This window comes from Anderseniella sp. Alg231-50 (assembly GCF_900149695.1).
GTDB lineage: Bacteria > Pseudomonadota > Alphaproteobacteria > Rhizobiales > Aestuariivirgaceae > Anderseniella.
In genome coordinates, this window is record NZ_LT703003.1 from 2,045,834 (window position 1) to 2,071,358 (window position 25,525).

20 protein-coding genes are annotated in these 25,525 nt (G+C 58.9%); 10 read left to right on the forward strand and 10 right to left on the reverse strand.

Annotated elements, in window-relative coordinates:
* The first annotated feature begins 112 nt into the window (after positions 1-112).
* From DHN55_RS09660 to spt, 4 genes are all read left to right on the forward strand, one after another.
* Entirely contained in the window at positions 113-1,942 is a 1,830-nt protein-coding gene (locus DHN55_RS09660; protein ID WP_337660114.1) for a fatty acyl-AMP ligase, read from the forward strand.
* Positions 1,943-2,006: 64 nt separating this feature from the next.
* The gene (locus DHN55_RS09665) at positions 2,007-2,984 is read left to right on the forward strand and encodes an NAD-dependent epimerase/dehydratase family protein (RefSeq protein ID WP_108881082.1); all 978 of its coding nucleotides are present in this window, start codon (positions 2,007-2,009) and stop codon (positions 2,982-2,984) included.
* A 44-nt stretch (positions 2,985-3,028) separates the two neighbouring features.
* Positions 3,029-3,277: a phosphopantetheine-binding protein gene (locus tag DHN55_RS09670; protein ID WP_108881083.1), complete on the forward strand. Its 249-nt coding sequence runs from the start codon at positions 3,029-3,031 to the stop codon at positions 3,275-3,277.
* 16 nt (positions 3,278-3,293) lie between these two features.
* A complete protein-coding gene (gene spt / locus DHN55_RS09675; protein ID WP_108881084.1) occupies positions 3,294-4,499 on the forward strand; it encodes a serine palmitoyltransferase in 1,206 nt (401 codons plus the stop codon).
* A gap of 45 nt (positions 4,500-4,544) precedes the next feature.
* Here spt and DHN55_RS09680 read toward each other — a convergent pair whose 3' ends face one another.
* The 6 genes from DHN55_RS09680 to DHN55_RS09705 form a co-directional block, all read right to left on the reverse strand.
* Complete coding sequence (locus DHN55_RS09680) at positions 4,545-5,621, reverse strand: LptF/LptG family permease (RefSeq protein WP_108881085.1); 1,077 nt, start codon at positions 5,619-5,621, stop codon at positions 4,545-4,547.
* Complete coding sequence (locus DHN55_RS09685; protein WP_108881086.1) at positions 5,618-6,844, reverse strand: LptF/LptG family permease; 1,227 nt, start codon at positions 6,842-6,844, stop codon at positions 5,618-5,620. The genes DHN55_RS09680 and DHN55_RS09685 overlap by 4 nt, the downstream gene beginning before the upstream one ends.
* Before the next feature lie 129 nt (positions 6,845-6,973).
* On the reverse strand, positions 6,974-7,891 hold the full coding sequence (locus DHN55_RS09690; protein WP_337660115.1) for a metallophosphoesterase family protein: 918 nt from the start codon (positions 7,889-7,891) through the stop codon (positions 6,974-6,976).
* 11 nt (positions 7,892-7,902) lie between these two features.
* Positions 7,903-9,042, reverse strand: coding sequence for an N-acetyltransferase (locus DHN55_RS09695; protein ID WP_108881088.1), 1,140 nt, complete (start codon positions 9,040-9,042; stop codon positions 7,903-7,905).
* Positions 9,035-10,774 (reverse strand): ATP-binding cassette domain-containing protein, encoded by a 1,740-nt coding sequence (locus DHN55_RS09700; RefSeq protein ID WP_108881089.1) that lies wholly within the window; start codon positions 10,772-10,774, stop codon positions 9,035-9,037. Before DHN55_RS09700 ends, DHN55_RS09695 begins: the two co-directional genes overlap by 8 nt.
* Positions 10,775-10,965: 191 nt before the next feature.
* A complete protein-coding gene (locus DHN55_RS09705) occupies positions 10,966-11,763 on the reverse strand; it encodes an aspartyl/asparaginyl beta-hydroxylase domain-containing protein (protein ID WP_108881090.1) in 798 nt (265 codons plus the stop codon).
* 296 nt (positions 11,764-12,059) lie between these two features.
* On the opposite strand from DHN55_RS09705, the gene DHN55_RS09710 reads away from it, so the two are divergent.
* Both DHN55_RS09710 and DHN55_RS09715 read left to right on the forward strand, forming a co-directional pair.
* Positions 12,060-12,530 (forward strand): NUDIX domain-containing protein, encoded by a 471-nt coding sequence (locus tag DHN55_RS09710; protein WP_108881091.1) that lies wholly within the window; start codon positions 12,060-12,062, stop codon positions 12,528-12,530.
* A gap of 337 nt (positions 12,531-12,867) precedes the next feature.
* Positions 12,868-13,434, forward strand: a complete 567-nt coding sequence (locus DHN55_RS09715; protein ID WP_108881092.1) for a GNAT family N-acetyltransferase — start codon at positions 12,868-12,870, stop codon at positions 13,432-13,434.
* Between the two features lie 34 nt (positions 13,435-13,468).
* Here the strand turns inward: DHN55_RS09715 and DHN55_RS09720 are convergent, their stop codons facing one another.
* The 4 genes from DHN55_RS09720 to DHN55_RS09735 are packed head-to-tail and all read right to left on the reverse strand — an operon-like array spanning position 13,469 to position 20,368.
* Positions 13,469-15,538 (reverse strand): hypothetical protein, encoded by a 2,070-nt coding sequence (locus tag DHN55_RS09720; RefSeq protein ID WP_337660116.1) that lies wholly within the window; start codon positions 15,536-15,538, stop codon positions 13,469-13,471.
* 19 nt (positions 15,539-15,557) lie between these two features.
* Positions 15,558-18,422, reverse strand: a complete 2,865-nt coding sequence (locus DHN55_RS09725; RefSeq protein WP_108881094.1) for a DUF4159 domain-containing protein — start codon at positions 18,420-18,422, stop codon at positions 15,558-15,560.
* A gap of 3 nt (positions 18,423-18,425) precedes the next feature.
* Positions 18,426-19,346 carry a DUF58 domain-containing protein gene (locus DHN55_RS09730; RefSeq protein WP_108881095.1) on the reverse strand — a complete coding sequence of 307 codons (921 nt, stop codon included), beginning with the start codon at positions 19,344-19,346 and terminating at the stop codon, positions 18,426-18,428.
* A gap of 20 nt (positions 19,347-19,366) precedes the next feature.
* Positions 19,367-20,368 (reverse strand): AAA family ATPase, encoded by a 1,002-nt coding sequence (locus tag DHN55_RS09735; RefSeq protein ID WP_108881096.1) that lies wholly within the window; start codon positions 20,366-20,368, stop codon positions 19,367-19,369.
* A 247-nt stretch (positions 20,369-20,615) separates the two neighbouring features.
* Between DHN55_RS09735 and DHN55_RS09740 the strand changes: the two genes are divergently transcribed.
* From DHN55_RS09740 to DHN55_RS09755, 4 genes are all read left to right on the forward strand, one after another.
* Positions 20,616-21,215, forward strand: coding sequence for a DUF1285 domain-containing protein (locus DHN55_RS09740; protein ID WP_337660117.1), 600 nt, complete (start codon positions 20,616-20,618; stop codon positions 21,213-21,215).
* Positions 21,216-21,220: 5 nt separating this feature from the next.
* Entirely contained in the window at positions 21,221-21,862 is a 642-nt protein-coding gene (locus DHN55_RS09745; RefSeq protein WP_337660118.1) for an NUDIX hydrolase, read from the forward strand.
* Positions 21,862-23,070, forward strand: a complete 1,209-nt coding sequence (locus tag DHN55_RS09750) for a CCA tRNA nucleotidyltransferase (protein WP_108881098.1) — start codon at positions 21,862-21,864, stop codon at positions 23,068-23,070. The genes DHN55_RS09745 and DHN55_RS09750 overlap by 1 nt, the downstream gene beginning before the upstream one ends.
* 93 nt (positions 23,071-23,163) lie before the next feature.
* Entirely contained in the window at positions 23,164-25,503 is a 2,340-nt protein-coding gene (locus tag DHN55_RS09755) for a molybdopterin cofactor-binding domain-containing protein (protein ID WP_108881099.1), read from the forward strand.
* Positions 25,504-25,525 lie beyond the last annotated feature (22 nt).

The following is a 25,525-nucleotide window of genomic DNA, read 5'->3' on the forward strand; positions in this document are numbered from 1 at the left end:
GTCACGCGCCGCATCTGGTAAAACTTTAGTCAATTGGTGGTGAAGGCGATTTGCATCGAGTGACAACGGCAGGGTGTTGTTACCGGTTCGCCGGAAAAAAGGGGTTCGATTGGTGCGTGTAGACACGACAACCGAAATTGGCACGGGAGCCGGGGCGGAAGTCCGCCCCTTCACACCGGCAGGAACACCGACAATCAATGCAGACCTGGTGCAGCGCCTTGGCGGATTTACCACCTTGTGCGAGGGGCTTGATTACGCAGCCCAGGGCCAGACGGGGATGAATTTTTACGGCCCCCGCGGCCAGCTTGAAGAGATCGTATCCTATCATCAGTTGAGAAAGCGGGCGATTGCCGCAGCGCATCAGCTTGTCAACGCCGGCATCAAGCCGGGCGAGCGCGTTGGCGTGGTGGCCGAGACGGGTGCTGAATTCATGGTGGTGTTCTTCGGATGCCAGTATGCCGGCATGGTGCCGTGCCCGTTGCCTTATTCCATGTATATCGGCGGACGCGAGAGTTATGTGACACGTATTGCCGGCATGCTCGAAAGTGCGCACGCAACCGCAGTGGTTACAACAGCTGATCTTGATGAGCTGGTTCGCGATGCCGCAGGCCGTGCCGGTATCAGGCGCGTGTTGAGCCATGAGCAGCTGGCGAGCCTTTCTACCGAAGGTCCTGCACTCCAGCCGTTCGGCCCGGAAGATATTTCCTACATTCAGTATTCATCCGGCTCCACATCCAACCCGAAGGGTGTGTTGATTTCCCAGAAAGCCGCGTGTGCGAACACCATGGCCATTCTGCGTCACGGACTGAAGATTCGCCCGACCGACAGGGCCTTTTCCTGGCTGCCGCTGTATCATGACATGGGGCTGGTCGGATTCTGCCTGTCGCCAATGATGGGGCAGGTGTCGGTTGACTATCTTGCCACCCCGGCGTTCGCGCGCCGTCCGGCGCTGTGGCTCAAGCTGATGTCGCAAAACCAGTGCACGGTCGCTTATGGCCCGTCATTCGGTTATGACCTCGCGGCGCGCCGTGCAAACGGCAGTCTGCCCGATCTCAAGCTGGATCAATGGCGTGTAGCCGGTATCGGCGGCGACATGGTGCGTGCCGACGTGCTGAAACTGTTTTCGGAAACACTCGGTGTCACCGGCTTCAAATCAAAGGCGTTCCTGCCCAGCTACGGGATGGCCGAGTCCACGCTCGGCGTATGCTTTGTCGATGCGGATGAAGAGATCCGGGTTGACGTGATCGATCGCACGGCAATGAAAGAGTACGGTGTTGCCGAAGTCTCGACCGAAACCGATCCCGATCGGGTCCGCAGTTTCGTCGTGTGCGGACGTCCGCTTCCCGCTCACAAAATGAGGGTCGTGAATGTCACCGGCAAGGAACTGGGTGACCGCGAGATCGGATGCATCGAGATTGCCGGCCCGAGCCTGATGAGCGGCTATTTCCGTAATGATGCCGCCACGTCGGCGATCATGCGCGACGATGGTTTTATGGACACTGGTGACATGGGGTACTGGCTGGGTGGCGAGATTGTCATTACGGGCCGGGCCAAGGACATGATCTTGCACAACGGACGCAATATCTGGCCGCAGGACATTGAATGGTCCGTCGAGAAACTGTCCGCAGTGCGTGACGGGGACGTGGCCGCGTTTGCTGTCGAAGGCTCGATGGGTGAAGATTGCGTGCGTGTTCTGGTGCAGTGCCGCGTGCGCAAGGATGATGAAATCGACGCACTTCGCAAAGCCGTTAAAGCCCAGATTTCCCGGACAATCGGTATCGAGGCACAAGTGGTTATGGTGCCGCCCAAATCACTGCCGTTCACGTCATCAGGCAAGTTGTCACGTTCCGGCGCGAAAACCATGTTCAGCAATGGTGACATCGTTGAAATCGTGACAGATCTGGACACCGTCGAAAACGCCATGTCTGTGGCTGCCGAATAGGTTCGCGCCCGTTCGCACCAGTCCGGCATTTCTGCTGAACAATCTGCTGTTAAGTGATTGAGCCATGCCTTCACGACAAGCGCACCCTGCGCCGCTTCGGATTGCGATCACCGGAGTTACCGGATTTGTGGGTTCACACCTGGTGCGCCAGCTGGCTGCACGCGGCCATGACATCACAGCGCTGGTTCGCGATCGATCGCGGTTGAGCAAGAAATTTCCGGCTTCCGCAGTTGTTGTTGAAGGGGCGCTGGACGACACGCAGGCCTTGGACGAGTTGGTTGGCAGGGCAGAGGTCGTTGTGCATGTGGCCGGTGCCATAAAGGCGATCGACGCAGCCCGGTTCATGGCGGTCAATGCAGACGGCACCCGTGCGGTTGTTGAAGCTGCAGGCCGTGCCGACGTGACCAGGTTTGTGCACGTGTCGTCGCTGGCCGCCAGAGAGCCTGCGTTATCCGGCTATTGTGCGTCAAAGGCGGCGGCGGAATCGATTGTTGCAGGCGCGGCAGGCGACATGGAATGGATCTGCGTGCGCCCGCCGGCGGTTTACGGACCGGGGGATCGCGCAACGCTGCCTTTGGTGCAGCAGCTGTCCAGGCGGCATGCGATCCTGACCGGTACGCACGATCAGCGGATTTCTCTGCTGCATGTCGAAGACCTGGCAAGTGGGCTGGTTGCGGCGGCGGAAGGACTTGTTGAAGGCGGTACGGTCTATGAGGCGGATGATGCAACTGTGAACGGATACAGCTGGCAGGATGTGGCCACCGCCGCCGGGCGCAGCCTGGGGTTCACGCCCCGGGTTCACCTGTTACCCCGCCCGATTGTGCAGATGGCCGGTACTGCCGGTGCGATGATGGCCGGGATAACCGGCAAGGCACAGATTTTGACGGCTGGAAAAGCCCGCGAACTTTATCATGCTGACTGGGTGATAAAGGGGGTTCGCCTGGACGCGACGGGGCACTGGCAAGCCCGAAGGAAGTTTGACGAGGGGTTTGCTGACACCCTTCGCTGGTATCGGGCGCATGGATGGTTGCCTGCGGGATAAGACGCGCCTACAAAGCGGCACATTGTTGATGGAGATAACAGAGTATGACGGACGACGAGCAGGAAATTTTCGACAAGCTGAGCGAGCTTTTGCAACCGTTCAATGAAAAGCAGGTCGAACTGAAACCTCAGACTGAAATTGCTGTGGACTTGGCAATAGACTCTGTTTCGGTGATGGATTTCGTCATGGAAGTGGAGGATCATTTTGATATGGATATTCCGCTGAATGTGCTGTCGGAAACCCACACCATGAAAGACCTGATCTCGGTTGTTCAGGCACGAAAGAAAACATAAGACCAAAGGTACTGTAATGGTTGATCTGCTCGACAAGAACAAAGGGCTCCTGGACCGGATGCAGAAGGTGGCGGAAGCTGGCTCGCGCGTAGGCCCGGTGAACGAGAAGCTGCTGTCACCGACCCGTGCGATGATTGACGGGCGTGACACTATTCTTGCCGGCACCAACAATTACATGGGCGTGACGTTCGAAGCTTCCTGCGTCGAGGCGGGCCAGCGTGCCCTGGCCGAACATGGAACAGGTACTACCGGTTCGCGGATCGCCAATGGCAGCTATGCCATTCATGAGGAACTGGAACAGGAACTGGCCGGTTTTCTGGGCATGAAGCACTGCATAGTGTTCTCTACCGGCTATCAGGCCAACCTGGGCATGATGGCGGGGCTTGCCGGACCCAAGGACACGATCTTCCTGGATGCTGACAGTCATTCCTCGATCTATGACGGATGCACGCTTTCAGGTGCACAGCTTGTGCGGTTCCGGCACAACGATGCTGCGGACCTCGACAAGCGCCTGACCCGCATGGGGGATACCGGCGGCGGGCACCTGGTGGTTCTGGAAGGGATCTATTCCATGTTGGGCGACCGCGCCCCGCTGGCTGAATTCGTCGAAGTCAAGAAGAAGCACGGCTTCCAGCTATTGGTCGATGAAGCCCATTCATTCGGCGTTCTCGGACCCAATGGCTGTGGCCTGGCGGATGAAGCCGGACTGATGCATGAGGCTGACTTTGTCGTCGGTACGTTTTCCAAATCGATTGGTGCAATTGGCGGGTTCGGCGCCTCGAACCATCCGATGTTTGAAACTGTTCGCTATTCTTCCAAGCCGTACATGTTCACCGCTTCGCCGTCACCGGCATCGGTTGCCACTGCTACTGCGGCAGTTAGGGTTTTGGCGCGCGAGCCGGAAAGGCGCGACCGGTTGCAGTCGAACTCGGCGCGCTTGTTCCACGGATTGCGTGGACTGGGGCTTGAACTGGGCTGTGATGAAGTGAGCCCGGTTATAGCGGTCAAGTGTGCCGATGAACCGTCGACCCTGGTGATGTGGAACGAACTGCTGGCCGCCGGTGTTTACGTGAATATCGCGCTGCCACCCGGCACGCCCGGCAAGTTGTGCCTGTTGCGGTGTTCGGTTTCAGCCGCGCACACCGAGGCTGAAATTGACCGGATCATCGAACTGTTCGCTACGGTCGTGGCCGACAAGCAGCTTGCGAGCGCATCAGCCTAGAGAGTTTTTGGCCTGGCCCAATGCCGCGTGCCGCAAGCACGGGCGTCAGCTGACCGTTTCCGCCTTGAATGTCATGGCGCCGGCAATGGCCGCATAAACGAGAAATGGTGCCCAGGCGCCAAACCAGGGCGGCACGAAACCCACTTCTCCCATGGTCAGTGCTATGCCTTCGAATATCGAGAAGGTGAAGCCCAGAGCCAGCCCGACCATGAACAGGCGACCAGCGGCACCGCCGCGCCTGAACTGAACCGCCAGCGGAATACACAGGGCAATCATCAGCCATGGCGTGAACAGCAACGACATGCGCCGATGCCACCAGGTTTCGAACACGTGCACAGGCTTGATGCCAAAACCGGCGTTGCGGATGAAATATCCCAGGTCAACTGTCGACATCTCCGCAGGTTCACCGGAGCGTTTGCCTTCGCGGGCGGGACGCATATTTCCCGAGTACACCAGCCGTTTGATGCGGTTGGGTTTTACGTTTTCTGCGTGGTAGATAATCACATCTTCCAGTTGCCAGCGCCGGTTCACCAAAGTGGCCTTGTGGGCATTGATCTGTTCCAGCAGTTTGCCGTCGGGGCCGCGGCGGAAAATGATGATGTCGGTCAACTCGGTTGCATCGCTGTTTGCGCCCGAGGCGCGCAAGATGTCATTGTCGGCGCGCATCCAGATTGCCTTGCCGCTGCCGGCACCGGCTTTCTTGCTGCCATATTCGCCGATGCCCCAATCTATCAGCTTGGGCGTGACCCTCGGTACGCCCTGATCGGCAATCAGGAATGTCATGCCGCCGATAATCACAGCGAGCGGAAACAGCATGAACACAATTTTCACCGGCGATAGGCCGGTTGCCCAGATGGCGGTAAGTTCACTGCGATAGGACAGTTCGACAAGTGCCAGCAGAATGCCGAGCAATACGGCAATCGCCATGAAGGTCGAAGCTGTAACCGGTAACAGCAGCAAGGCGTACTCGGCTATGGCCGCCGCGCCGCCCGGGCCACGTTTCAGGATTTCTTCCGAATAGGTCACAAGCGTCAGTGAAACGACGAAGACCGAAATGCCGGTGAGGATCATCACGAACCGCAGCAGGATCATTTTTGACAGCAGCCAGCCGATTGTCTTCATGGTGAACCCGGGGCAGGCAACGGCCTGATCTTGCGCCAGACGGTCTTGATATGATCAGCTATGTCCTCCATCACCGGTTCCAGCCAGGGCCGGGGCAAGGTGTAACAAGTGACGTAGAACCGCCAGAATGCAAATCCGGCAAACAGCGAAAACGGTGTCCATATAGTCAACCAGACAGAAGTGCCGGACACCCGTGTTATCAGATGTCCCTGCTGCAGCACTTCATGAAATGCCACCAGCAGGATAAGTGCTATGGCGAACCTGTAGGCCCGGTTGCCGCGGCGCGAACCAATCGCGTAGGGCAGCGCCAAAAACGGCAGGATCAGTACCAGTGCCACCAGCGCCAGCCGGATATGGAATTGCGCCTCCATCTTTGTCTTTCGATTGTCACTCGGGTCTGCACTCTGCAATTGCATGTACAATTCCGTCAGTGTCAGTTCCCGTTCATTACGCCCGCGCGGACGGAACACCTCTTTCGACAGTTCGCCCAGTGCCACATCAGCCGACTGGAAGTCACCGACCACCGGTGGCTCCAGTGTGGACGTCGAAGCCGTTGCGTTCTTCGACTTCATTTCCATGCGGTGACCGTCATCAAGCCGCAGGACAGGTCGGGAATTGGCCGGATCATCCACCAGCTTGCCGTTCAGGGCGGTAATGGTTTCGCTGCCCTTCCGGCCATTGTCGTCATACATGAAGATGCGCTGGAATGAATTGTCCCGGCGTTCCAGCTTGTCGAGAATGAAGGTGCGCTTGCCGGTTTGCATGAAGACGCCTTCTTCCGCGAGATAGAACACGTCGACATTGGCAAGGGTGTAGACAGTGGCCCGGTAGGCATACAGCGAATAGGGTTGTATCCAGCCAAACATCAAGGCGGCATTGACGGCGAGAACGACCGAAATCATGCAGACCGGACGGGTCAGTCTTCCAAGCCCGACACCGGCTGCCAGAAAGGCATCCAGTTCGGAATCCTTGGACATTTTGTTGAAGCCGAACAACAAGCCGAGATACAGGGCCACAGGTGCGGCAAGCCCGATATAGTGCGGCATCCAGTACGCCAGCAGTTCGAGGACCACGCCAAACGAGTTGCGATTGCCAAGCGTGATATCCAGTACCTGCACGATGCGTTCAGCACACAGCACGGACAATCCGGCTCCCAGTGCAGTCAGCAACGGAATTGATACCTGGCGAATGACATATCGCTCGATAATCGGAATTCTGAAAATATTGCTTTCGGCCGCGCGCCGTCCTCTGTTGCTGCCGGAATGGCCAGATCAGGTTTATGGGGCCACTTGATCCCCTGGTGCTCTACAGCAAACCGCTCCGACTGTTCAAACAATGCATTACCTGAATTGTCAATCCAGACTATAACTTGTTTGCGGCACGAAGCTGCACTTTTCCGTGTCCCAGCATCTGGTGTTGACGGTGCACTGCCACCTGCCGGATGTGCGGCGGATATGGTATTCGTTCCAGGCGGCCGGTTCGGTACTGCGTGCGCCACTTGATGTGGCTGCAGGCATGCCGAGAATATGGACCGGCCCGTGCCGGGAGGCCAGCGTATTGCGCATTGTGATGTGATTGTGACCGTGCACAACCAAATCGCAGCCCTGGTCCTCCAGTACCTGTTTCAGGTTTTTGGCGTCGGTCAGGGCCTTGCGCCGTTTGGCCAGGCCGGGCAATGGCGGATGATGGATCATCAATATCCGGTAGAAGCCCTTCGAGCGCAGGTTCTGCAGGGTGTTTGCAAGCGCATCGAGCTGCGCGTCTCCCAGAATACCTGTGGCGCGGCCGGGCCTCGTCGGTACGGCCGTTGATACGCCGATAAGCGCGATATTGCGGCGCTGGCGCACATACGGGAACGGCATGGCAATACCGGCTGTCGCGACAGCTCCCTGCACCATCAGGTCGCCGGTCATGTAGTCGCCCAGTCGGCCCATTCCCTTGTCCCACTGCACCGGCACATAGGCATCATGATTGCCGGGCACAAACGAAATCCAGTCGGGCCTGCCGAGGTTCCGAAGCCAGCTCTCGCCATTGATGAATTCGCGGGGCAGGGCAATGTTCACCAGGTCCCCGGTCACCATTACATGGCCGGGCTGGGCGGCCTTGATGTCACGCACAATCTCGCTGGCAATAGAGGGGTCATGGATGGCCTTGCGCCGGAACATCCAGGAATTATAGCCCACGATGCGTTTTGAGGTCATCTCTGACGCCTTGACCGGTGGCAAGGGCGCCAGGTGAACATCCGATATGTGCGCAATGCGAAAAGTCACAGAAATGTCCGTCAGGCAATGTTGCGTTCAAAAATCCGATAGGTCTTGTAGGCTGTTCCGCCAACGGCTTCTATCATGCGGCGCATTGGCAGATTGTCTTCCAGTATCCAGGACAATTCCGCACGCTGCGTGCCCCTGCCGACATGGTAGGTGCGGATAGCATCAATAACCGACATCGCAAGGGCCGATCCGACCGGTGTGCCATGAAACTTCTTGCGTACGCCCATCAGCGGCAAACGAACCGCCTCCGGCGTGGAAAACTTCAGGCGCGACAACAGTTTCAGCCAGCCAAACGGCAGCAGTTTTCCGTTCAGGTCGCGGGCCGCGCGATTGATGTCGGGGAGTGTCACGGCCATGGCGCTGGGTTCGCCCTGATAGATTGCAAACGCGATGAACTGCTCTTCGACCAGCATTTTCAGATCCTGGCCAAGCTTTCGGATTTCCGCATCACTGAACGGTGTAAATCCCCAGTTGTCAGACCAGGCATCATTGAAAATATCAATCAGAATGGCGAGGTCCCGGTCCAGGTTCTTCTTGCTCAGCGGCCGGACTTCAAGATCGCCGGTGGCCTTTACCTTGGCCAGCATTCCCGCCAGTCCGCGGGGCAATGCTTTCGAGTTGTCGAAATCATAGGCCAGCACATCCTTCACCGGCGTGTACCCGGCGGCTGTAACATGACCCTCATAGTAAGGCGCCGCATGGCCCATCATAACCGCCGGCGGATGTTCAAAGCCGTCCACCAGCAAACCAGTTTCTTCATTGATGGAAAAGCCGAACGGACCAACGGCGCGGGTCATTCCTTCTGTCTTGAGCCAGTCTTCCGCGGCATTGAGCAAAGCTGCAAAGACAGCGCGGTCATCGATGGCATCGAGGAAACCGAACATGCCGGTTGCGTCGCGGTAGCGGGCGAGCCTGAGTTCATCAACCTGTGCCGAAATCCGGCCAACGGGCCGACCATCGCGGATGGCCAGAAACAATTGCGCCCGGCCATGTTCGAAAAACGGATTGTGCCTGGGAGAAAGGTGCTGTGAGCGTTCGAAATTCAGAGGCGCGATCCAGGCCGGGTCGTCAGCGAAAACGGCATGAGGTACCTGGACAAAAGCCCTGTAGTCACGCGGGTCATCGACCAATCGGATTTCAACGTCACTCATGCGCGGGCGTTTCTGCCGTTTTCCGGTTACGCCTGGCCGGAGTCTTGATTTCCACAGCGGCGCCGTTTTCCACCTTGTACAGGCGATCTGCGATTCTGGACCAGGCCGGCCGATGGGTAATAGCAATGATCGTGAACTCGCCGGCAAGCTCGAGGGCATTGCGGCAAATGCTGGCTTCGGTTTCAGGATCGAGCGCGCTGGTAACCTCGTCAAGTATCAGCAGTTTGGGCCGGCTCACCAGAGCCCGGGCCAGCGCAATACGCTGTCGTTGCCCACCTGACAGGCGGCCACCCATTTCGCCGGCATTCGAGTCCAGCCGATCAGGCAGGGAGTTGATGAAGTCTTCAGCATCTGCAAGCCGCAGCGCATCGGCTATGTCGTCATCAGAGAGCGCAGTGTTGCCAAGCGCAATGTTGTCGCGCAGGCTGGAGTGCAGCAGTGACAGTTCCTGCGGTACATAGCCGATGTTTGAACGCCATGCTTTCAGCGATAACTCGGTCAGCGGACGGCCGTCGACCTTGATGCTTCCGGAGGCAGGTTCATGCAGACCAAGCAGCAGATCGACAATTGTCGTCTTGCCGGCGCCGGACGGTCCCTGCAGCACGGTAATCTTGCCGGAAGGAATGAACAGCGAGACGTTCTCGACGGTTGGCCGGTCCTCGTGTGCAAACGTCACATGGTCGAAGGTGCATCCTTCATCCAGGGTTATGTCCTGCGCACCGCCGGTACGTTCAGCTTCGCTGGTCAGTCTTTCCGACATCTGGTGAACGGCGTAGTAGGAAGCCTCCAGTTCGGCACCGCGCTGCAGGAACCGTTGAAGGCGCCGCACAATGGAAAAGGATTGATAACCGATGATGCCGAGCACCGTGACGCTGGCAAGTGTTATTCCCCAAACGCCAACGGCCAGAAAGAAACTGACCCCGATCATTATTGCAATCAGAATGTCGCTGCCGCGTTCCAGTCCCTGGGAAGACAAGACCTGGACCTTCATCGATTTGTTGAGGGTCTGCAGGTTTGAACCGAACATGGCAATGAACGGCACCGTTCGAGCCATTGACTTGATTGGCTTGATGTTGTTCAGGGCGTCAGCGACAATGGTGACAAGCTGGCTGGTCGAAGCCGTCTGGCGCTTGCCGGCACGACGGCTGATCGCAATCAGCTTACCCAGCCCCAGCACAATGATTGCGCCGGCAATGACACCGGCAATTGCAAACTTGACCGACGCCATCATTGCAAAGATGAGGTAGCCAGTGCCCTGGACAATTGCAGCGACAAACTTTGCGGATTCCATATAGGCCTGGCCAGCACGCGTGGCATCAACCGAAATGGTATTGGCAATCCGCCCGGCGCGATGATCGACAAAGTAGCGCCATTTCGTGTCGAACATGGCGTTCAGCAGGTCTTCGCGCAATTTGGTCGAGACGTTTGCGATCGAAAAACCGGCATATGTAAGTGCGGCACCCAGCAAGATGGTGCGCAGGACCAGCATCGCTACTACGGCAATTGTATACCCGAGAACGGTGTTAGGCAGCCCGGTTACCGCCAGCGTTGCATCAATAACCGTCTGGAACGCCGGTGGCAGATCGCCTTGTTCGCCCGACACGGTCAGAAGTGCGGGCAACAATGCGCTCATTGATGCTATTTCAGCTACCGATGACAGAATCAGGCAGGTCAGGACCAGCCATGGATTGGTGCCTTTTGCAGATGCAAAAATCCGGAAAAGTCTCAGCATCAGGCAACCGTCATCATAGTGTTGATATTTGTTACAGGATCACGCATTCCACAACGATTAGAGGCGTCTCGTCGCTTGGGCAAGGGCGGAGTTGAATGAAGCCAACAGTTCGCGATGATTTTCAGCCATGAAGACCGAACAGCAAGCCCGGACATCATACAAGCAGCCATGCGCGGGCTGCGAGCAGCGTCTCAGTCGCGCGTACTCATTTTTTCCAGGGTCTCCGCAGCATCCCTGGTGGCCTGTTCGAACCTGTCTTCAAAGGTTTCCATGTTTTTCTGCGGGTTTTTGAAGAACGAACTCTTTTTCAGACCGGCAATGAAGAATTTGTGCAGCAAGCGGGCCGGTGTCTTCATTGGCCTGTCCACGTGCCACAACAACACAACCCGTTCTTCATCGGTGTTGTTGCTGACTTCATGCTTGTAGGTATCGTCAAAAACGAAAATCTTGCCTTCCTGCCAGGTGCAGTATTCGTCTGCCACACGTAACCGGCAGTTCTGCTGGTCCTGCGGCACAATCAATCCCAGGTGACAGGTAACGATACCCTTGGTTACTCCCTTGTGGGGCGGAATATGGGCTCCAGGTGCCAGGATCGAAAACCACGCGGTCTGCAGGTTTGGAATGGTTTCCAGCATGGCTGCGGTTTTGGGCGCCTTGGCACAGTTGCGCTCCAGCTTTGTTCCAAACCCGAACAGGAAGAACGTGCGCCACTGGTCTCCCTTGGAAATCTTCTTCTGATCGGTGGAGACTTCGTGGAATTTCGGTACCTGTTCGCGAAACTTCAGGATTTCCCTGATTTCGACGAGCACGTCCTGCCAGTTGTCCTCCAGCACCTTGAACTCGGGAAAATGCGCCGTGTCCAGAACGGGTGTATCGCCGATGAGAGACTGTCTTGATTGGAAACTCGCGATCAGGTTTCTGAACCGGCGACCATAGGTCACAAAAGCCTGATTCAAGGCTGATCTCTCTGGCTTAGCTGTTGTGGCCATGGCGGCTTCCTGATTGAGTTCGGTTACGGGAACGGGATCAGCAGTGGTTCAGGCACATCAGATCGGGATGATTTCTGACCGGCGCACCCAATTTTACCTACCTGATCATCTTGTTAAAATCGCAGCGGAATGCGACCCGTGGAGCCGCGTGCAATTTGTTCATTGGTTTTATAGCATGTCTCTCAGAATAAAGGCGATTTTGCGAGCAAAGTTATGCGAAAGCCAGTAGTTAGAGCGCAGTTTTGTGAACTTTCTCAACCACAACGAATTTCTAAACAGAAACAGATGGGGTTTCGATGTTGAAGTCGGTCATGTTTCCAATTGCCAACCGGCTGCTGTTGCAGCCGCTGGGACGGTTGACACGCGGGATGACGTTGGGGACGCGCGGCGTGATCCGTGATGCAGACGGGCGAATGCTGGTTGTGCGCCAGCGATACACCCATGGCTGGATTTTTCCGGGCGGCGGAGTGGACAGGGGAGAGGCACCGGTTAGCGCGCTGAAGCGTGAAGTGGTCGAGGAGACCGGGGTGCGGCTGAAAGGGGATGTGGCGATGCATGGACTGTTCTCGAACCACGCCAACTTTCCCGGCGACTATGTGGCGGTATACATCGCCACGAGCTTTGAAGACGGTGATTGGAAGCCGTCACTTGAGATAACCGAACGTGCGTTTCTGGATCCTTCGGAGATCGCCGGGGACTGTTCGGATCCTATGCGGCGGCGCCTGCAAGAGCTGGACGGAACGCGTGCGATATCTGAAATCTGGTAATGCCGACAGGTCGGCAATCGGCTCATCCGGCATGCGGCGGCTACACGCAATATTTGACGCTCCAACCGACAACATGATATGGCCAGCACTGCTGTTGCTCCGGCGGACGAAAATCCCGTGCAGGCGATGGCGAACGGTAAAGTAGTCAGGACGACCAGAATGCCAGTGAAAGTGCGTCAGCGACGATTTGTGACCAGGCGATGCGGAGTTCCTTCCCGCACTGCCGGACTGTCCTCGCGCGCGATCTGCTTTTTGCCCTGATGCAACCTGCGACCGGTGAGGAAGTCCGGTGTGAAACCCACACTGCACAATTTCTCGTTCAATCGGAAACAGGTCGATGCTCACCAACCCAGACTGTATAAAACCATTCAACCATGATGACGCAGCGCTTGTCGCTCAAGCGGACGGGCTGCTTGACCGGGCGTTTGGCATCGGCCGGCGAGCCAAAACTTCGTACCGGCTTCGCGAGGGCGAACGGGCAGTGGAGGGACTAAGTTTCGGGCTCTATCTCGATGATGAAAGAACCGGTTCGACGCTCAGAGCCGTGATCAGTTTCTGGCATCTGTGCATAGGTGAGCCGGGCCATCGTGCGATCATGCTCGGGCCGATAGCGGTCGAACCGCATTTGCAGGGGACCGGACTGGGCGCAATGCTCATGAGGCATTCTCTCAAGCAGGCTGCAAGGCTGGAACACCAACTGGTTATTCTTGTCGGAGATGAGCCTTATTATGCTCCGTTCGGGTTTTCGCGGGTGCCGGACGGACGACTGACATTGCCGGGACCGGTGGACCCGGCACGATTGCTGTTTTGCGAACTGACACCTGGCGCATTCGACAATGTTGGCGGGCTGGTGCTGTCTCCGTCGCGATTTCAGGCGACACGGCATGCATCGCCTGTGACGTGATGCTGAGCTTGTCGCACGAGCACCCGGTGCCCGGTCAGCGGCCCTCGCGATACCAGGTCAGTGAAACCAGCGCCAGCAGGGCTGCCAGGGCCAGCAGTGTCGCAAACATCGGGAACGCGCCAATCGACAGCACACGATAGGCGTTGTTGGCCTTCAGGCCGATCCAGCCGGATCCTGACATGGAGCGGCCTGCATTTACCTTGGCGATACGCGGCAGCGTCATTGAGGCCGGTTTGCCATCTTCGGAGATGAAGCGGGCCGAGGCGCGCGTACTGGCTGCCAGCGGGTTCAATTTTTCGGTGGTGGCGGACAGATCCGTTGCCTCTCGAGGATCAACCGTCCCTATGGCTGCAACCGCCTCCAGTTTGCCGTCCGACAAACGATGCAGGCCTGCTTCCGTCGCTTCAAGTTTGCCGCGCCAGATGCCTGGTTGTGCCTGTTCCAGATTTATTGTCCTGGTTTCGCCCGACGGCAGGGTGACGGTCACGTCGTCGACCTCTTCGCCCATGGTATTGCGCTCAACGGTCAGTTGCGTGCCGGTCTGGGTTCCCGACAGCGCTTCTTCCTCAAGCTGCGGCTCCTTCATAAGCCAGTGCGCCATGCGCCGCAGCATCTCGGCCTGCGGACCGCCGCCTTCAAATCCGCGCGCCCACAACCAGGCATGGTCCGACATGAGTTCCGCGACGCGGCCTTCACCGACGCGCGACAGCACCATCAACGGCCGGTCTTCCGGCCCCGCCATGACAATGTCGCCATTTCGCACTTCCGAATCGATGATGCGGAACCAGCGTCCCCAGGTGGGTTCGGTCTTGCTGGCGCCGGGCAGGCCGCGCACTACCGGATGGCGCTCGCCCTTCTCGGTGACCCGCGCCTTGAACGGCCCCACGGTGACCTCGCCGGTCGGCATGGCCGGCAGGATCGCGGACAATGGCGTGCGGTAGATGCTGGTGGCCTGGGCGTAGTCCGGCCCCGCCGCGACAAGAACAGCGCCGCCCTTTTCCACATAGTCGGCGATGTTTGCCAGATATGTCACTGGCAGAACACCGCGGCGTTCATAGCGGTCGAAAATGATCAGGTCGAACTCGGAGAGTTTTTCAACAAACAGTTCGCGAGTGGGAAATGCGATCAGCGACAGTTCGTTGATGGGCGTGCCGTCCTGTTTTTCCGGCGGGCGCAGAATTGTGAAATGAACCAGGTCGACCGACGTGTCGGCTTTCAGCAGGTTTCTCCAGGTGCGTTCGCCCGGGTGCGGCTTGCCTGAAATCAGCAGCACGCGCAGCCGGTCCCTGATGCCCTTGGTAACGATGATCGCACGGTTGTTGCGGGTCGTCAGTTCACCGGCCAGTTCGGCGGCGGACAATTCTATGATGTTGTCGCCGCCGTGGGTGATGTCCAGCTCCATTTCCGTCTCGACGCCACTCTGCGTCGTCACCGTTCCGGCGACCACCCCGTCGACCGTGATCGTGACCTGCACCGGCTGGCCCTTTGCCGCGCCCTGGTCCGCTACGATGAACCGCAAGGCCTGACTTTGTCCGACAATGCCGAACTTCGGCGCCTGGGTGAGCTTGATCGTGCGATCGATCTCGCCTTCGCGGCCGGTGATGAGCCCGTGCAGAGGTCCGTCATAACCGAGTTGTTCCATGCTGTCTGGAATGTCATGCACCTGCCCGTCGGTGATCATGATGGCGCCTGCATAGCGCTCAGGCGGAATGTCGGACAATGCCTGGCGCAATGCCGCGAAGGCCAGGGTGCCCTCATCAGCGGAGGTGATGCCTGAACGTACCTCGGTCTGCCGCACTTCCAGATTTGCCGTTGTGCCGAGCCGTTTGCGAAGTTCCGTTTCAGCAGCATCGGTAAGGGCGGCACGGTCTCCTATGGTCTGGCTCTGGCTGCGGTCTGTCACGATGACGGCAATATCAGGCAGGCTCTCACGCTCTTCACGCAACAGGACCGGATTGAATACGGCAAGTGTCAGCACGGCGCCGGTCAGGGCCCGCAAAAACGCGCCGCGTGCACGCGCCACCAGGCCGGCGAAGGCGACAATGGTAACGATCACGCCCAGTGCGATTGCCAGCCATACCGGCACCAGAGGTTGGAAATCCATGGTCCATTGCATGACGGTTCTACTGCCCCAATCGTTCGAGCAGGGCAGGCACATGGACCTGGTCCGCCTTGTAGTTGCCGGTCAGCGCATACATCATCACATTGACGCCGGTGCGCCAGGCATGTTCGCGCTGGCCTTCACCGCCGGGCGATACAGGGTATTGCGGATTGCCGGCCTCATCCGTTGCCCAGGCGGCGGCATAGTCGTTTGACCCGATGATGATTGAACTGACACCATCACTGGCGGCGGCCTTGATGCTGGTTTCGCCGGACGTGCGGGCTTCGACCCACAACTGCCCGCCGGCCCAACGGCCGGGGAAGTTCTGCAGAAGATAGAAGGCCCTGGTCATGACGTGACCATCCGGCACCGGCTCAAGTGCGGGCACATCCAGCCGGTCAAGAATGCCACGCAGGGCAATCGTTGACGGTGACGGCGAACCGGTCAGGGATGCTGTGGATGCATTATCGTCACGGGTGTCGAAAAAGATCGTGCCGCCGTTCTTCATGTAGTCCGACAGTTTGGCGAGAAGGGCATCATCCGGCGGTTGAGCGCTGGCGATCACCGGCCAGTAGATGACCGGGAAGAACACGATGACGTCGCGCTGCAGGTCAATGGCGATTGGGTCCGCCGGCTCGATTGAGGTGCGTTGCTGCAAAACCCGGCTCAGTCCCTCAAGTCCCATCTTGGAGGTGGCATCCACCTGCATGTCGCCGGTCAGGACATACCCGATCCGGGTTTGCAGGCTTGACTGCATGGCAAACTGTTCTGCCGCGTCGAGGCCCTGCGAACTGGTGGTTTCCTGTGCCTTCACAAGCGGTGAAGCGGCGGCAATGAGAACTGCTGCGAACAAGATTGAGACTGAAGCAGCAGGCGCTGCGCGCCTCATCATCCCGGCCGCGGCACCGGTCAGGTACAACATGACCAGGCAGTCGGCGGCAAACAGCGCCAGTGCCGCTGCAAACAGCCAGCCTGACAGGTCGGTCGGCCGGGCGCGGTCATAGGTTGACACGGCAAATGACGCCGGCAATCCGCTCAGTGCTTCCAGACCGTCACCGGCAGCATCGAGGTTGAGTGCATGGCGCGCACCACCCCGGCTGTAGATGCCGGCAGGATGATCCGGCGTGGGCTGCATCTTGAAAAAGGCATCGGTTTCAACGGGGGATGCACTGGCAGGTGGCGCGGTAAGTTCGCCAAAGCCATTAAGGCTGCGCAGTGGCGTGAAAGCACCCTGGCTGGCACTGGCCGCAGACGCATTGGCAGCAGCAGTTTCTGTCGCTTCCGCGCCCAGACTGCCGGCGGCAGGTGCAATGTCGGCAATCCGCTTGAGCATTTCCACGAACAGGCCCGTCAGTGGCAGGTTGGACCAGTCAGCGTTTGCGGTGACATGAAACAGCACGACCAGTCCCTTGCCCTGTGCACGTGCCGTTACCAGCGGCGTGCCGTCATCGAGGCTGGCCCAGACAAGTCCGGGCAGGGTGGCGGATGGCTCGGCAAGAACCTGCCGTGTGACCTTTATCGAACTGTCGCTGGGGAGACCGGCAAATGGTGTTTTTTCGGCGAACGGCGCCAATCCCTGAGGCTGCTCCCAGCTCAATGCCGAACCCAGCGAGCGTCCGCCGCTGCGCAGTTCCACCGGTACAAGCCCGTCATGGCCGCCGGCCAGTCGGGGGCCTGCAAACCGCACCACAACGCCGCCATTGTCGACCCAACCTTCAAGGGCTGTGACATTGCTGTCGCCGAGCACGCCGATGTCAGCCAGTATCATCATCGATGTACCGGATTTCAGGGCATCCTGGATGCCGTCGACGGAGGAAATCTCGGTGATTTCCGCGCTGGGCTGGATGGCTCGGCTCACATAATAAAGTGGCGACAGAAGTGGTTGTTCCAGTTCCTGCGACGCTCCTGACAGCATGGCGACCGATTTCCGCCGCCAGCGATCATCGAACAGGTACACGCCCGACGCCGAGCGTCCGTTGGTAATCTCGATGCGCGACGCTTCATTGCGCAGCTCAAGCGGCAGTTCGACGACCGCGGTTGCGCTGGTCTCACCTGCGGCAAACACCAGGGGCGCTTCCGCCAGTGCACGGCCACTGAGGGAACGCACGGTCACCTGCTGCGTGCTGGCTTCGCCACCTGATGTTCTTTCTGCAGACAGTTTCAGCCGGGATGCTTCCAGTTCGGGCTTGCGCAGGGCGGATGGTATGCGGGCCGTATCGGGAAGCAGCACCTCCACCCGGGCGGTGCCATTGCCGAGGCCGGCAAGCTGGTTGGTGAATTCGCCATCCGCGGTATCGGCGACACCGTTGCTGAGCCACAGCACGCGCAGGTTTTCGGTATCGGCAAAAGTGCCGGCAAGTTCTGTGCCCAGTGCCTCGCGTTTCGGAGACAGTGCGCTGGGGCTCATTGCGGCGGCACTCTTCTGCGTCGTCGCGGCATCGGCGAGGTTCAATTCCCGCACATCAGAGGTTCCGGTGGTTCCGGTTATGGCCGTCGCTGCGCCGGCGCGTTGTGCTTCGGTCAGCAAATCGCGGATCAGGTTCTGGCGAAGCTGCCAGTGGGGCGCCGATGCCCAGCCGTCATCGGCAATGATCAGCAACGGGTCGGATGACCTGTCGCGCACGTCAGAGGCATTCAGCAACGGTCCGGCAACGCCGAGTATGACGGCTGCCGCCATGGCCAGACGCATCAGCAAGACCCACCACGGTGTGTGTTGCGGCTGTTCCTCGCGTGAGATCAGGTCGAGCAGCAGCCGGTAGGGCGGAAACTTCACTTGTTGAGGCTTTGGCGGTGTGAAGCGTAACAGCCACCAGATGACCGGCAGCACCAACAGGCCGGCGAGTGCCAGCGGTGTCGTGAAAGCCAGGCCTGTCAGCAGTGTGGACATGGACTATCCTGCCTTGACCAACGCAGACGCACCAGTGCGTTGCGACAGGCGTGAATACAGCGACACCAGCAGTGGATGCGGTGACTGGTCCGTGTGATGCACCACAAACGTCCAGCCAAGTTGCCGGGCCAGCTGCCTGAGGCCTTCGCGATGCCTGGCGAGCGTGGCGATATAGTCCTGTTTCAGGGTTTCGGCACGTCCTGCCACCAGTTTTTCGCCGGTGTTCATTTCGATGAATTCCGTGCGGCCGTGGTAGGGCAGGGTTTCTTCCGCCGGGTCGGTGACCTGCACTATGTGGCCGTGCAAGCCGGCATCTGCGATATCACCCAGCCTGGCGCGCAGCTTGTCGAGCGGATCAAGAAAGTCACCGATCAGCACGCAACTGGCATGGCGGGGCAAAGGTACCTGCGGCGGCAGGGACTGGGACATGAACTGTTCGTCCGCTTCACCCGAATACCAGGCCGCCATGCGGCGCAGCAGCAGTCGTGTGTGGCCCGGCGCCTGCGGCCAGCCGAGCACGCCGACGCGCTCTCCGGCGCGAACGGCAAGCGTTGCAATGGTGAGCGCCAGAACCGCGGCGCGCTCGCGCTTGGTTGTACTGGACAGGTCCGACCGGAAATCCATCCCGGCCGTCTGGCTTGCCCACACAAACACGGTATTTGTAGCTGCCCATTCGCTTTCACGGATCAGGGTTTTTCCGGCACGGGCGGTTTTGCGCCAGTCGATGCGCGAAATTGAATCGCCCGGCGAATATGGCCGGTACTGCCAGAAGTCGGAACCGGGGCCGGTCCGCCTGCGCCCGTGGGCTCCGTGCACAATCGCATTGGCGATGCGCTCGGACTGGATAAGCAATGGCGGATAGGCGCTGGCCAGCTGGTCAGCGGACCCGCGAAGTCCGGCAGCAGTGAGAGAAGGGGAGGTCATACTGGCCAAACCGTTTGTCCTTAAAGCCTGATCGGCTCTGTGAGCCTGCTGATGACGTCATTGATGGTGACGCCTTCGGCACGGGCGGAAAACGTAATGGCCATGCGGTGGCGCAACACAGGCGCCGCCAATGCGACAACGTCGTCCAGCGACGGTGACAGTCTGCCGTCCAGCAAGGCGCGTGCCCGGACACCGAGCATAAGCGACTGGCTGGCCCGCGGCCCCGGTCCCCAGGAAATTGTCTCGTTGGCATAGTCTGAGCCGTCCGGGCCGGGCCGGGCCGAGCGCACCAGTTCAAGAATGGCGTCGGCAACCTTTTCGCCGACAGGGATGGTCCGGGTCAGGCGTTGCGCGCGCATCAGATCTTCGCGTGTGAACACATTGGCGACTTCTGCTTCGTCGTTGCCGGTTGTGGCAAACAGCATGCGCCGCTCTGACTCAAGGTCCGGATAAGGGACGTTTATCTCCAGCAGGAAACGGTCGAGCTGTGCCTCGGGCAGCGGATAGGTGCCTTCCTGTTCAATCGGGTTCTGCGTGGCCAGCACGTGAAATGGTGATGGCAGGTCATAGCTTTGGCCGCCAATGGTGATGTGGTGCTCCTGCATTGCCTGCAACAGGGCTGACTGGGTTCGCGGACTGGCGCGGTTGATCTCGTCCGCCATCAGTAGCTGGCAGAATACCGGGCCTTTCACAAAACGAAACTGGTGACGGCCGGTCTCGCCTTCGTCCAGCACCTCCGAGCCCAGAATGTCTGCTGGCATCAGGTCAGGCGTGAACTGGATGCGCTTTTCCTCCAGCCCCAAAACGGTGCCGAGAGTGACTGCCAGCTTGGTTTTCGCCAGGCCCGGTGCACCAACCAGCAGTGCATGACCACCGCCAAGAATGGCGATCATCGCCTGGCTGATGACGTCGTCCTGTCCGAAAATGACAGTTTTCAGCGCGTCCTGAGCCTTTTCAAGTCGTTCAGCAGTCGCCTCGAGATCATCGAGGATTTTGGCATCGGCTTTGGTAACGGTGCTCATGGGAAATTAAGGTCCTCACGTTTTTCGTATGCTAACCGGATTCGCGATCAGGTTATAACCATACGACAATAAGACTGGCCGTAACATGGCTGTTAGAGCAAGTTACCATGATGTAACGATGGCGCTTCCCTGTTGGACCGTTTAATGCTTCACAATGTCGTCAGCAGGCCATAACCGGCCGGTTTTTGGCTGGATCAACCGGAATCTGTAAACCTGACCTTATCCAGAGTTGTTCCAGGATGGCAAAGTGACTGAAAATATGACTGAAATGCGCCACATACGCGGTCTTGACGCCATTCCGGCAGGCGATATGCCAAATCGCGCGCCGGCGCCGGTGGAAACCTGGCATCCTGAACATGCCGGTTCCATTGATATCGCAATCGATATCGATGGCAACTGGTTCCACGATGGCACCCCGATCCGCCGCGCCGGTCTCGTAGCGTTGTTTGCATCCATCCTGCGGCGCGAGCCGGACGGCAGTTATGTGCTCGTTACACCGGTTGAAAAACGAACCATCAGCATTGCCGATGTGCCGTTTGTGGCAGTTGGAATCCTGGTCGAGGGAAAGGCTGCAAACCAGGTCGTGACACTGACTACCAATGTGGGAGACGCGGTGACCATAGACAATGATCACCCGATGCGTTTCGCTGCAGGTGCCGCTGCCAAGGGCGTTTCGTTGCCTTATGTGACGATCAGGGGTGGCCTTGAAGCCAGGGTTGCGCGTGCCGTGTTTCCTGACCTGGTCGATGCCGGTTGCGTGGAAGACCGCGATGGAGATGACTGGTTTGGCGTTTGGTCGTCAGGAGTGTTCTGGCCGATGATGCCGGCTGACGAGGCTGGTGCGTGACCGGCATGGCAATTTACTCACCAGACTGGTTTCGCCAACATGCCGTGCCGCGGCTGCATGCACAGGTGCCTGCCGAAGCTGTTGATGCAGCGCTTCCGGCGCTGCGTTCCGACGCAGATCTCAATGCCGATATCGCGCCGGGAACTATGGAGAAAATCCGTGCAGCCGCCGTCCTTGTCGGACTGCTCGAGCGCGATGGCGAACTGCATGTTCTGCTGACGCAACGTTCCGACGAATTGCCGACCCATGCCGGCCAGATTGCGTTTCCCGGCGGCAAGATCGATGCCGAAGATGCAGGCCCGGTGGAATGCGCGCTGCGCGAAACCCACGAGGAAACCGGTGTTTCGCCGGAGTTCGTAGAGCCGGCGGGTTTTCTGGATGTCTACCAGACAGGTACCGGCTTTCGTATCGTGCCGGTCGTCGGGTTGTTGAGGACCGGTTTCGACCTGATCCCGGAACCCGGTGAAGTTACCGAGATTTTTGATGTCCCGCTGGCCCATTTCATGGAGCCGGCCAATCATTTGCGGCATTCGCGGGTCTGGCAGGGGCGCGAGCGGCAGTATTATGCCATGCCCTATGGCGACAGGTATGTCTGGGGGGCAACCGCAGGCATGTTGCGTAACCTGCATGACAGGATAACCAGGTGATGACTCTGCCTTCGCTACATGGTCACCCGATTTTTGAAACCGCTGGACTGGGCGCGGTGTTTCAGGCCATTGCGGATGCAGGCGGCGAGGCCCGTATCGTCGGCGGCGCCGTGCGCAATGCACTTTTGGACGAGCCGGTCCGCGACATTGATATCGCGACGACCCTGACGCCGGAACAGGTGCTTGCGGCTGCCGCTGCCACCGGACTGAAAACAGTGGCAACAGGCATTGAACATGGCACCGTGACGGTTATCAGCGACAACAGCGGGTTCGAGGTGACGACACTGCGCCATGATGTTGAAACCGACGGGCGCAAGGCAAAGGTGGCTTATACAGACGACTGGGCCGTGGATGCAGCCAGGCGCGACTTTACCCTCAACGCGTTTTACTGTTCGCAAGACGGCGAGGTGTTCGATCCGATGGGAGGCAGTGCCGACCTGGACACGAGGACGGTCAGATTTGTCGGCGATCCTGAGGCGCGAATCCGGGAGGATTACCTGCGGATTTTGCGTTTCTTCCGGTTTATCTCACAATATGGCCAGGACGACGTTGACGCTGACGGCCTGGATGCCTGCCGGCAGCTCAAGGCCGGGTTGAAACAGCTTTCCAGGGAGCGTGTGGGCCAGGAGACCTGCAAGCTGTTGTGCGGCAGGCGTGCCGGGGAGGTTGCCGTGCTGATGAATGACACCGGCATCAACCGGACATTGTTCGGGGCCGACATGGATGCGGTATTGCTGGCGTCGGTTATCGCGCGGGCCGGAACCCTGGGTGGCACACCCGATTACACAACGCTGCTGGCCGCGGCCCTGCCGCTGGGCGCGGACGAACAGTCCGAGCTGCTCAGATTATCCAATGTTCAAACTCGTTCCCTGCGGGACGTTCAATCGGCGCTGCCGCCATCGCCTGCGTTGCGGGACAATGAACGCAAGGTGGTGCTGTACCAGACAGGTGCTGAAACCTGGAAACGGGCGGTGTTACTGGCATGGGCGCGCGACGCAAATGCGGCAGATGAGGACTGGGCGGGCCTTTACGCGCTGCCGGAGCAATGGGAAATTCCGGTTTTCCCGGTGACCGGCAGCGATGTACTTGCGACCGGCGTTGCAGCGGGACCCCAGATCGGCGAGGCACTGAAGGCACTGGAAGACTGGTGGATTGCTGGAGGCTTTGTGGCGTCCCGGGAAGAGCTACTGGCTAGACTTACAGCCTAGCTGTGGTTTAAGATTGAGGTCTCAGCGCATGCAAGCGACATATCGGACCTGCGCTGAGCATCGCAATTTGAATTCCAAAACAGGCAATCAAACATGCAGAAATTTGCTGTCGGGCAGGCTGTCCGTCGCGTGGAAGATGAGCGCTTTCTCAAGGGAGACGGCTGTTATGTCGACGACATCAGGCTGGACAACATGGCCCATGCCGCCTTCGTGCGTTCACCGTTTGCGCATGCAAGAATCGGCAAGATCGATGTCTCGGCGGCTGTCGCCATGCGGGGTGTCATCAGGCTGCTTACCTACAAGGATGTGAAGAAGGCAGGCCTTGGCGCATTTCCGACGCTGACGGCTGTGGACGGGGTTGATGAAAACGGTATCGCCGTGCCTGAGCGCTTCGCGCTGACCGGCGATGTTGCGCGTTTCGTCGGTGACCCCGTGGCCATGGTTATCGCCGAAACCCCCGAACAGGCCCAACAGGCCGCAGAAGCAGTCATGGTCGATTACAGCGACAAGCCAGCAGTGGTCGATCTGGCCTCGGTGCTCGACCGGAAATCCAAGCTGATCCATTCGAAACTGAAATCAAACCGGGCCTATCATTTCCACAAGGGGGATGAAGCAGGGGTCGACAAGGCCATCGGTTCGGCAGCCCATGTCACCCGGCTTACCTTCGTAAACAACCGGGTTGCGCCGTCGGCGGTCGAGCCGCGCGGCTCCATCGGCGATTACGACAAGGACAAGGACCAGCTGATCCTGCATGTGTCGGGCCAGGCGGTGCACGGCCAGAAGGGCCAGATGGCCGACGTGATTTTCAAGGTTCCGCCGGAAAAGGTCCGCGTGGTCATGCCTGACGTGGGCGGTGGCTTCGGGGCGAAGAATTTTGTCTACCCGGAAAATGTCATGGTGATGCTGGCCGCCAAGCTGGTCGGCCGGCCGGTCAAGTGGATTGCACAGCGGTCGGAAAATTTCCTGTCGGAAATCCATGGCCGCGACCATCTGACAACCGCAGAGCTGGCGCTGGACGAAGACGGCAATTTCACAGCGCTTAAGGTTGATACCCGCGCCAACATGGGAGCCTATCTATCATCCTATGCGACGATCATCCCGACGTCCGCAAGCTGGGTGTCGATGGGAGGCAATTACCGCATTCCGTCGGTTTCGATGTCTGTCGATGCGGTGTTTACAAATACGGTTCCAATAGACGCTTATCGCGGTGCAGGCAGGCCGGAGTCGGCCTATCTGATCGAGCGTCTGGTTGATCTGGCGGCTTTTGAGACCGGGCGCGATCCGGTCGTGCTGCGCCGCCAGAACTTCATCAACCAGTATCCTTACAAGATGGCACTTGGCATGATTATCGACTGTGCCGATTTTGAAGGCACGCTGGACAAGGCGCTGGCTGTGCACGATGCAGACGGCTTTGCAAAGCGGCGCAAGGCGTCCGCGCGCAAGGGAAGATTGCGCGGGTTTGGTGTGTCCAGCTATCTGGAAGTCACTCTGGGCATGCCGGCGGATTTTGCCGAACTGCGGTTTGAAGACGACGGGACGGTGTCCCTGATGACCGGCGGTCAGGCGACGGGGCAGGGCCACGAGACCACCTACAAGCAGATCATCAGCTCGGAACTGGGAATCAATCCGGACAAGGTGCGTTATGTCACCGGCGATACCGACGTCATCAAGTCCGGTGGTGGTCACGGCGGGTCGCGATCCCTGATGGTAATCGGGTCGGCCTTGCTCACCACTTCCCATGAAGTTGTGAACAAGGGGAAACTTGCAGCAGCTCATGTGCTTGAGGCAGCGGTGCAGGACATTGAATTCAAGGCCGGCAAGTTCGCCATCATGGGCACAGACCGCGGCATTGGCATCCTCGAACTTGCAGCCAGGCTTCGGGCTATCGCCGGCAGCCTGCCGAATGATGTTCCGGAGACATTGTCTTCGGCAAAAACCTGGCAACGCGAGCAGTTTTCCTATCCCAACGGCGTGCATGTCTGTGAGGTTGAGGTAGACCCCGACACCGGCATGATCGATATCACCGGTTACACGGTGGTTGATGACTTCGGCCGGATCATCAATCCGCTGATTGCCGGCGGACAGGTAATGGGCGGAGCGGTGCAGGGCATCGGACAGGCACTGCTGGAAGGCGTGACATATGATGAAACAGGCCAGCTGCTGACCGGTTCATTCATGGATTACTGCATGCCGCGGGCACTGGACCTGCCGTCGATCGGACTTGAGTTCAACCAGGATGCGCCGACCCAGTCCAACCCGCTCGGGGTCAAGGGGGCCGGTGAGGCCGGCGCCACCGGCGCACCGCCTGCGGTTGTCAATGCGGTGGTCGATGCTCTCAAACCGCTGGGGATCGCGCATATCGATATGCCGCTCACACCCATGAAAGTCTGGGAAGCAATAAGGGCGGCAGAAATGAAACAGGCTGCGCAGTGACGCAGGTGCGGGGACCGGACCT

Bases quoted from the DNA above. Each gene is read 5' to 3' on its own strand.
- DHN55_RS09665 (WP_108881082.1), top strand. From the start codon at position 2,007: ATGCCTTCACGACAAGCGCACCCTGCGCCGCTTCGGATTGCGATCACC.
- DHN55_RS09670 (WP_108881083.1), top strand. From the start codon at position 3,029: ATGACGGACGACGAGCAGGAAATTTTCGACAAGCTGAGCGAGCTTTTG.
- spt (WP_108881084.1), top strand. From the start codon at position 3,294: ATGGTTGATCTGCTCGACAAGAACAAAGGGCTCCTGGACCGGATGCAG.
- DHN55_RS09680 (WP_108881085.1), bottom strand. From the start codon at position 5,621: ATGAAGACAATCGGCTGGCTGCTGTCAAAAATGATCCTGCTGCGGTTC.
- DHN55_RS09695 (WP_108881088.1), bottom strand. From the start codon at position 9,042: ATGAGTGACGTTGAAATCCGATTGGTCGATGACCCGCGTGACTACAGG.
- DHN55_RS09700 (WP_108881089.1), bottom strand. From the start codon at position 10,774: ATGCTGAGACTTTTCCGGATTTTTGCATCTGCAAAAGGCACCAATCCA.
- DHN55_RS09705 (WP_108881090.1), bottom strand. From the start codon at position 11,763: ATGGCCACAACAGCTAAGCCAGAGAGATCAGCCTTGAATCAGGCTTTT.
- DHN55_RS09710 (WP_108881091.1), top strand. From the start codon at position 12,060: ATGTTGAAGTCGGTCATGTTTCCAATTGCCAACCGGCTGCTGTTGCAG.
- DHN55_RS09715 (WP_108881092.1), top strand. From the start codon at position 12,868: ATGCTCACCAACCCAGACTGTATAAAACCATTCAACCATGATGACGCA.
- DHN55_RS09720 (WP_337660116.1), bottom strand. From the start codon at position 15,538: ATGGATTTCCAACCTCTGGTGCCGGTATGGCTGGCAATCGCACTGGGC.
- DHN55_RS09725 (WP_108881094.1), bottom strand. From the start codon at position 18,422: ATGTCCACACTGCTGACAGGCCTGGCTTTCACGACACCGCTGGCACTC.
- DHN55_RS09730 (WP_108881095.1), bottom strand. From the start codon at position 19,346: ATGACCTCCCCTTCTCTCACTGCTGCCGGACTTCGCGGGTCCGCTGAC.
- DHN55_RS09735 (WP_108881096.1), bottom strand. From the start codon at position 20,368: ATGAGCACCGTTACCAAAGCCGATGCCAAAATCCTCGATGATCTCGAG.
- DHN55_RS09745 (WP_337660118.1), top strand. From the start codon at position 21,221: ATGGCAATTTACTCACCAGACTGGTTTCGCCAACATGCCGTGCCGCGG.
- DHN55_RS09750 (WP_108881098.1), top strand. From the start codon at position 21,862: ATGACTCTGCCTTCGCTACATGGTCACCCGATTTTTGAAACCGCTGGA.
- DHN55_RS09755 (WP_108881099.1), top strand. From the start codon at position 23,164: ATGCAGAAATTTGCTGTCGGGCAGGCTGTCCGTCGCGTGGAAGATGAG.